Consider the following 5663-nt stretch of genomic DNA (forward strand, 5'->3'; position numbering starts at 1 on the left):
ATTATTCCTTTCAATGTTGTAAATGGGGCACCTCACGAAACGGAAAATATAGTGCGTTAAGCCCGACAAGGTGACCACATATGTTCATAGAATCGGTGATTGAGCCACCAATAAGGGGAAGTACCACCTCATGATGTTTTTGAGACTCGGGGGTAAAGATCCATGTACAGTACATGGAGTTGATCGAGGACACAGTAACATGTAAAATTGATCCTACTCCTCTCCCCCCAAGGCTCCAGTAGCAAGTACCTCTCCAATTTACGTAACAAATTTTGAATCTTCGGGAACATAAAAAGACTTGAACACTTTGATAAATGTCCGAACCATATAAAAAAATTATAACAAAAATTTGCATATCTGGGATGACGATGTGGTTTCGATCCACGCTAGCGCTCACATTCAGAGTGTTTTCTTCTTCTGACTAATTGCGTGTATATATTTAATTGTAAGTCTCCATAACACTTTCCCCAACAAAAACATCAACACACCAATCACAATAGAAGTTGGTAAGAACTGCATTGGGCTTGGTGTAAATGCTCCAATTTGGATTGTGATTCCGGTAATATCATATCCCATAAGATGCCCGACAAATTTAATAATTCCGCCTATTGGTGTAATAACTCCACTTATCATTAAAGCAATGGAAAGAGTACTGATAATCGGCAAAACAAACATACCGATGGCGCCTGCAAAGCTGCTACAAAAAGCAAATACAGCGGCGAGTTTACGCCAACTAAATTTACTGTTCTTTGAAATGGCATCACCTAAGTATGCTTTCGCTAATTCTTTTGGGTTTCCTAACCTTTCGATGATTTGCTCAGTAGTAAGACCAGTATTTTGCAACTCAAGCATTGCACTTTTGATTTCTTTTACAATGTCAATACGCTCGGAAGAGGACAAAGCTTTTAAATACTTTTCAATTTTTTCAAGATAGTTATCCATAATTTTATACTCCTTTAATTTCTGCTATAGCAATTAATAAATTATCCCATTCTAAGGACATAGCGTTAGGTATTCGTTTCCTTTTTTTGTTATGGAATAATATTTTCTCGGTGGCAAAGCCTCTGTACTATCTTGCTAAGATGAAGAAACATATTCTTCTTTCAATAATCTTCTAAACAGAGGATAAATTGTATTCTCTTTTACAGCAACGATAGGAAAATGCTCTAACTTACTTATGATTTCATACCCATAATATGGTCTTCTGCAGAAAGAGTAGCGTATTTATTCATTTTAAGGAGGATTTTTTTTATTAACTTAATATCGTTGGGTTGCCGCCATAATTCCAAAAGCCCCGAAGTGAGTTGGGGCTTTTGGACCAGAAAGATATATTTTTAACTATAAAAACTATGATGAAATTTTTCCGCTTTTTCCGTTTTTCCTACTTGTTAAATTCAGCAAATAAAATGTTTTTAAAAGGATTAGGACTGTTATCTCTACCCAAACTGTTCAAACTGACGACCAACGTATGATTGCCTCCAAGTGTACCTCCAGCAATCGTAGAAAACCCTAGAATGCCACCTGTGTGTCCCCATATCGAGACACCATTTGGAAGCTTAAATTCAAAGATTCCAAGACCATATCCTTCGATTCCTTTTCTTCCTACAGGAACTGTAGTAAGCATTTGTTTTAGTTGCTCTTCCTTCAGTAACTTGCCACCGAGCAAGTAAGAGAAGAATTTATTTAAGTCATCAGCATCAGAAATCATATCTCCAGCCGAGCTTCCTGCACTTGGATTATAATAAGTTACGTCTTTTATCTTACTTGTTTCGTCTGGTTGGGAATATCCCCGGGCATGCTTGGTGCCTGGAATAACGCTTGAATTGCCAGGTAGGAATGTATCCAACAATTCAAGCGGTTCAATAATCCGTTTTTCAATCTCTTCCGCGTAGCTGTTTCCGGTTACTTTTTCAATAAGAATACCCAATAATACGTATCCTGTGTTTGAATAAGACCAGCCCTTTCCTGGAACAAAGTCTGGGGGCAGAGAAATCCCCAACTTCACTATTTCTTCAGCCGTATACGATTTTTTTGTATCCATAAAATCAGCGTCTTTGGATCTTGAGTATTCGGCGATACCACTTGTATGGTTCAATATCTGCCGGATGGTAATCTGATTACCATTATATCCGTTTCCTTGAATGACACCAGGCAGCCATTTTTCGATGGAGTCGTCTAGATTCAAGCGGTTCTCTCCAGCTAATTGAAGTACAACCGTTGCGGTGAACGTCTTCGTCACGCTGCCAATGCGAAAGCGATAATCTGTTTCCATTGGTTTCTTGGTGCTCAGATTCGCTACCCCAGTGGCATAACCCCACTTTTTTCCACCCTCAGAAGTTTTAGCAAGTATCCCCGGGAATCCAAGTTGCAATGTATCCCGCATAGCTTGCTTGACGGAATAATGATCTTGTTGAGTGCTTGTTTGTAAAGAACTAGATTCATTTTGAGTGAGCTCTGCTTTTACAATTGAGGTTGGCGAAGTGTATAGCAGGGAACTTCCAGTTATTAAAAGGGCCAGACTAGCAAATGTAATTTGACTACGTACTTTCATAAGGCATTCCTCTTCTCTATTTAATATTATAAGTTTATAATCATCTTCATAATTATTGTTTTACCAACGCTATTCTGTCCTAACAAGCGGATCGCATACTGTATTCCACTAACACCATAATCGGACAACAACTTCGAGGCGAGCTCCTGTGCCTTTTCTTTTACTGTATCATTATTCGTTAAAGCAAAAGCAGGGGTGACCGGTATTGCAATAAGCATAGCGGTCATTACTATAGAAATCATCTTCTTCATTATTAATTCCCCCTCGTATTTCTTCTAGATGTGACTTACTGAATTCATCATACAAGGAAGAATACTGTTAGAATGAAAAGCGCCCTGAAACGCAAAAAACAATCCCTAAACAACATGTTGTCTAAGGATTGTTCGTTTAAAATGGCAGTAGGACCATATTATGAAATACTTTATGTTTTGTTTCAATGGTCATATGACCACCGTACTTGTCGCAGATTCTAGCTATGTTCGTTAATCCAATACCATGAAATTCCGGGTTTGATTTTTGGCTGTTTAAGTGGGCAACTTCATTCTCCATATGATTCATGATGTGAATGAGAAGGGTAGACTCGGTAGAATGTATTTTTATAAGAATGTACCTATCTTCTGCGACTTTCGACTTTTTAGAAGCCTCTATTGCGTTATCTAGCATATTTCCAATGACAACACATAAGTCATAACGGTCAATATGGACTACTTGTGAACATAAGTTAATCTTTGTATCTATTCTTATGCCATTGGCTTGTCCAATACTAAGCGTATTAGTGACAAGAGCATCTATAACGAGATTCCCCGTATTAACCCGCTGATAGGCTCCTTCGACTTTATTTAATGTCGTCTTAATATGTTCCAGTGCAGTTGTTAACTCATTTCGCTTAATACACTCTTCAATATACAAAAACTGCTGATTCGTATCATGAATGATTCTTTTAATGGATTTGAAGCTGTGAACGACTTTTTCGTAATTCGCATCCTGATAGTCCATCTGATGTTGCAACTGAGTATTCTCATGCATGAATTGAAATTTATCAATGATCGTATCAAAAATATAGAAAATCATAACGTTTAAAAATAGTAATACTATGACGGATATGAAAGAATAGGGGTCCTTATAAGTTAGAATATTCAGTTGGTATATACTTACGATAGGAATAACCGAAAAAAATATGTAGTAACGATAATGCAAAGAGTAACTTCTACGTTTTGCAAGTAGTCGTATGATCTGAATGATAGCAAACATGATCATGCAGCTGAGTAAAATAGCTTTCGTGTAGGCTATTGGATCATGTTCATTTACAGGGTCAAAGCTAAACTCAACTGAATATAGGGTATAAAAAAAATAAAGAGATATAAAATTAACGAGAGATATTAAAACACCGTAAAACAAAGAAAAAATGATCTTTTCTTTAATTTCTACTTGATAAGATTGCGCAAAACTAAATATTATGAGCAATTGTAGAATCAAAGATAAAATAGGAGAGATAGGAATAACCAGATAGGTGTAATCAAGCACCCCAAAGATAAGGAAGTAATTGAATCGGTTTTGTTTTTTAGCTGATTTATCAAAAACCGAGTTGAAGAAAAAATTAATTTGCAAGCCCATCACAAATATAATACTGAAGACAATAAGAAAATTATTTTGAATCATATCAATCGACCTTCATAATCATAAATTTGGTGTAAGTATCTTTAATCTCTTTAATTTTAGAACGGCCTATAGGTAATTCCATACCATTGGACATGAGAACCACTCCGCTAGCAAATTTCTTCACATGAAGCAGATTAATAATAATGGAACGATGGATTTGTAAGAAGTTACAGTCCTTTAAGGCCAAAGCATAATCTGAAATGATGCCTTTACTTTCATAGGTTTGATTAGTGGTGGTAAAATGTAGTTTGCTTTTTATAGTTAAGCTTTTGGCGGCTTCAATACTAATGAGGTCATCATATTTTATAATGACTTCTTCATAAGATGACTTGATGACCATAAACTTTTTATCAAGCGCTTGAAAATATTGGCATACCTTGAGGATTTTCTCCTCCATGATCGATGCGGCAATAGGTTTTATCAAATACTGGAATGTCATGACATCAAAACTTTCCACCATATATTCAGGGTAGCTTGTCAGAAAAATAATTTGTTCATCCAGGTTATTTAACCCTCTTATTTTCCGGGCTGTTTGAATCCCGTTTATCCCACCCATTTCAATATCCAAAATTAAAATATGGAATGGAGTTTCATTGCACTCATAGTAGGATATCAACTGCTCCCCCGAGCCGAATAATTCGATTTCAAATTCTATATTTGTTTTTATGGATAAAGTAATTAGGATGCTTTTAACAAGCTCACTTTGTTTTTCCTCATCATCGCAAATAGCCACTCTATACAAAAATGATACACCTCTCATATCTAATACCTTTATTCTAAAACCCTATATAAGCATGATACAACCTTTTGACTTTGTATAGATAGCTTTTGGATGAAATGCAAATTAAAATCCTTCAATAGCAAATGAACGAGCTTCTTTTTCGGAGTTTCTTTGCATACTTATCCCCCTGAATATTTCCTTGACTGTACCTTACCAATTTTCGGAGGTGTTTTGAATGTCTTATTTATAACATCCATTTGGAGTTAAGCTGTAATTCCAAGCTGTTTTAGATCAGGTATTTCCTGAATATAAGGGTGTATTTGGAGATTTACATTCTGTTGTATCTTTGAAAACATTGTTGGCGTTCCCTACCTCAGATGAAGTTCTGAGCGCTGGAGAGGAAAAATTAACAGAGATGATTGCATCTTTATGTGTACGAAGATCTGGTAGTTGGGCTGCTCAAAAAGCAAAAGCACTTATGGCAGCAGCTGATCGGAATCCATTCTGAAAAGCTCCATTTCAAAGCCATCTATTCACCCTAGAAATGTATGTAAACATGCTGCTTCATTATTAAGAGCATCTTGCAGTCCTTGAAAAGCAGATGAATGATCTCGCTAATGAAGATTATCCAATCGATCCCCGGTATTGGAGAAAAATCGCGGCAACGATTATTTCAGAAATAGGCCAGCTAAATTCGTTTAATGCTAGGTATTTTAGAAACGCTGCACTTGT

Annotated in this window: 6 protein-coding genes and 1 pseudogene; 1 reads left to right on the forward strand and 6 read right to left on the reverse strand. The window is 36.4% G+C overall.

The features are described from left to right. Positions 1-399 precede the first annotated feature (399 nt). The 6 genes from N9I19_RS23635 to N9I19_RS23660 form a co-directional block, all read right to left on the reverse strand. Positions 400-942 (reverse strand): DUF1700 domain-containing protein, encoded by a 543-nt coding sequence (locus tag N9I19_RS23635; protein WP_284470668.1) that lies wholly within the window; start codon positions 940-942, stop codon positions 400-402. Positions 943-1077: 135 nt separating this feature from the next. Then, positions 1078-1224: a PadR family transcriptional regulator gene (locus tag N9I19_RS23640; RefSeq protein ID WP_311628253.1), complete on the reverse strand. Its 147-nt coding sequence runs from the start codon at positions 1222-1224 to the stop codon at positions 1078-1080. A 157-nt stretch (positions 1225-1381) separates the two neighbouring features. After that, positions 1382-2551 (reverse strand): serine hydrolase domain-containing protein, encoded by a 1170-nt coding sequence (locus tag N9I19_RS23645; RefSeq protein WP_317779176.1) that lies wholly within the window; start codon positions 2549-2551, stop codon positions 1382-1384. Positions 2552-2577: 26 nt separating this feature from the next. After that, on the reverse strand, positions 2578-2802 hold the full coding sequence (locus N9I19_RS23650) for a hypothetical protein (RefSeq protein WP_284472136.1): 225 nt from the start codon (positions 2800-2802) through the stop codon (positions 2578-2580). Positions 2803-2938: 136 nt separating this feature from the next. Further along, complete coding sequence (locus N9I19_RS23655) at positions 2939-4210, reverse strand: GHKL domain-containing protein (RefSeq protein ID WP_317779177.1); 1272 nt, start codon at positions 4208-4210, stop codon at positions 2939-2941. 1 nt (position 4211) lies between these two features. Next, positions 4212-4952 (reverse strand): LytR/AlgR family response regulator transcription factor, encoded by a 741-nt coding sequence (locus N9I19_RS23660; protein WP_284470665.1) that lies wholly within the window; start codon positions 4950-4952, stop codon positions 4212-4214. Positions 4953-5205: 253 nt separating this feature from the next. On the opposite strand from N9I19_RS23660, the pseudogene N9I19_RS25390 reads away from it, so the two are divergent. Then, positions 5206-5663, forward strand: a pseudogene (locus N9I19_RS25390) (transposase); the annotation flags it as partial.

The organism is Peribacillus sp. CSMR9 (assembly GCF_033141925.1).
In the GTDB taxonomy this organism is placed as follows: domain Bacteria; phylum Bacillota; class Bacilli; order Bacillales; family DSM-1321; genus Peribacillus; species Peribacillus simplex_A.

What these genes read in the sequence shown, in the direction of transcription:
- N9I19_RS23635 (WP_284470668.1), bottom strand. Translation starts at nt 942, where the DNA reads ATGGATAACTATCTTGAAAAAATTGAAAAGTATTTAAAAGCTTTGTCC.
- N9I19_RS23645 (WP_317779176.1), bottom strand. Translation starts at nt 2,551, where the DNA reads ATGAAAGTACGTAGTCAAATTACATTTGCTAGTCTGGCCCTTTTAATA.
- N9I19_RS23650 (WP_284472136.1), bottom strand. Translation starts at nt 2,802, where the DNA reads ATGAAGAAGATGATTTCTATAGTAATGACCGCTATGCTTATTGCAATA.
- N9I19_RS23655 (WP_317779177.1), bottom strand. Translation starts at nt 4,210, where the DNA reads ATGATTCAAAATAATTTTCTTATTGTCTTCAGTATTATATTTGTGATG.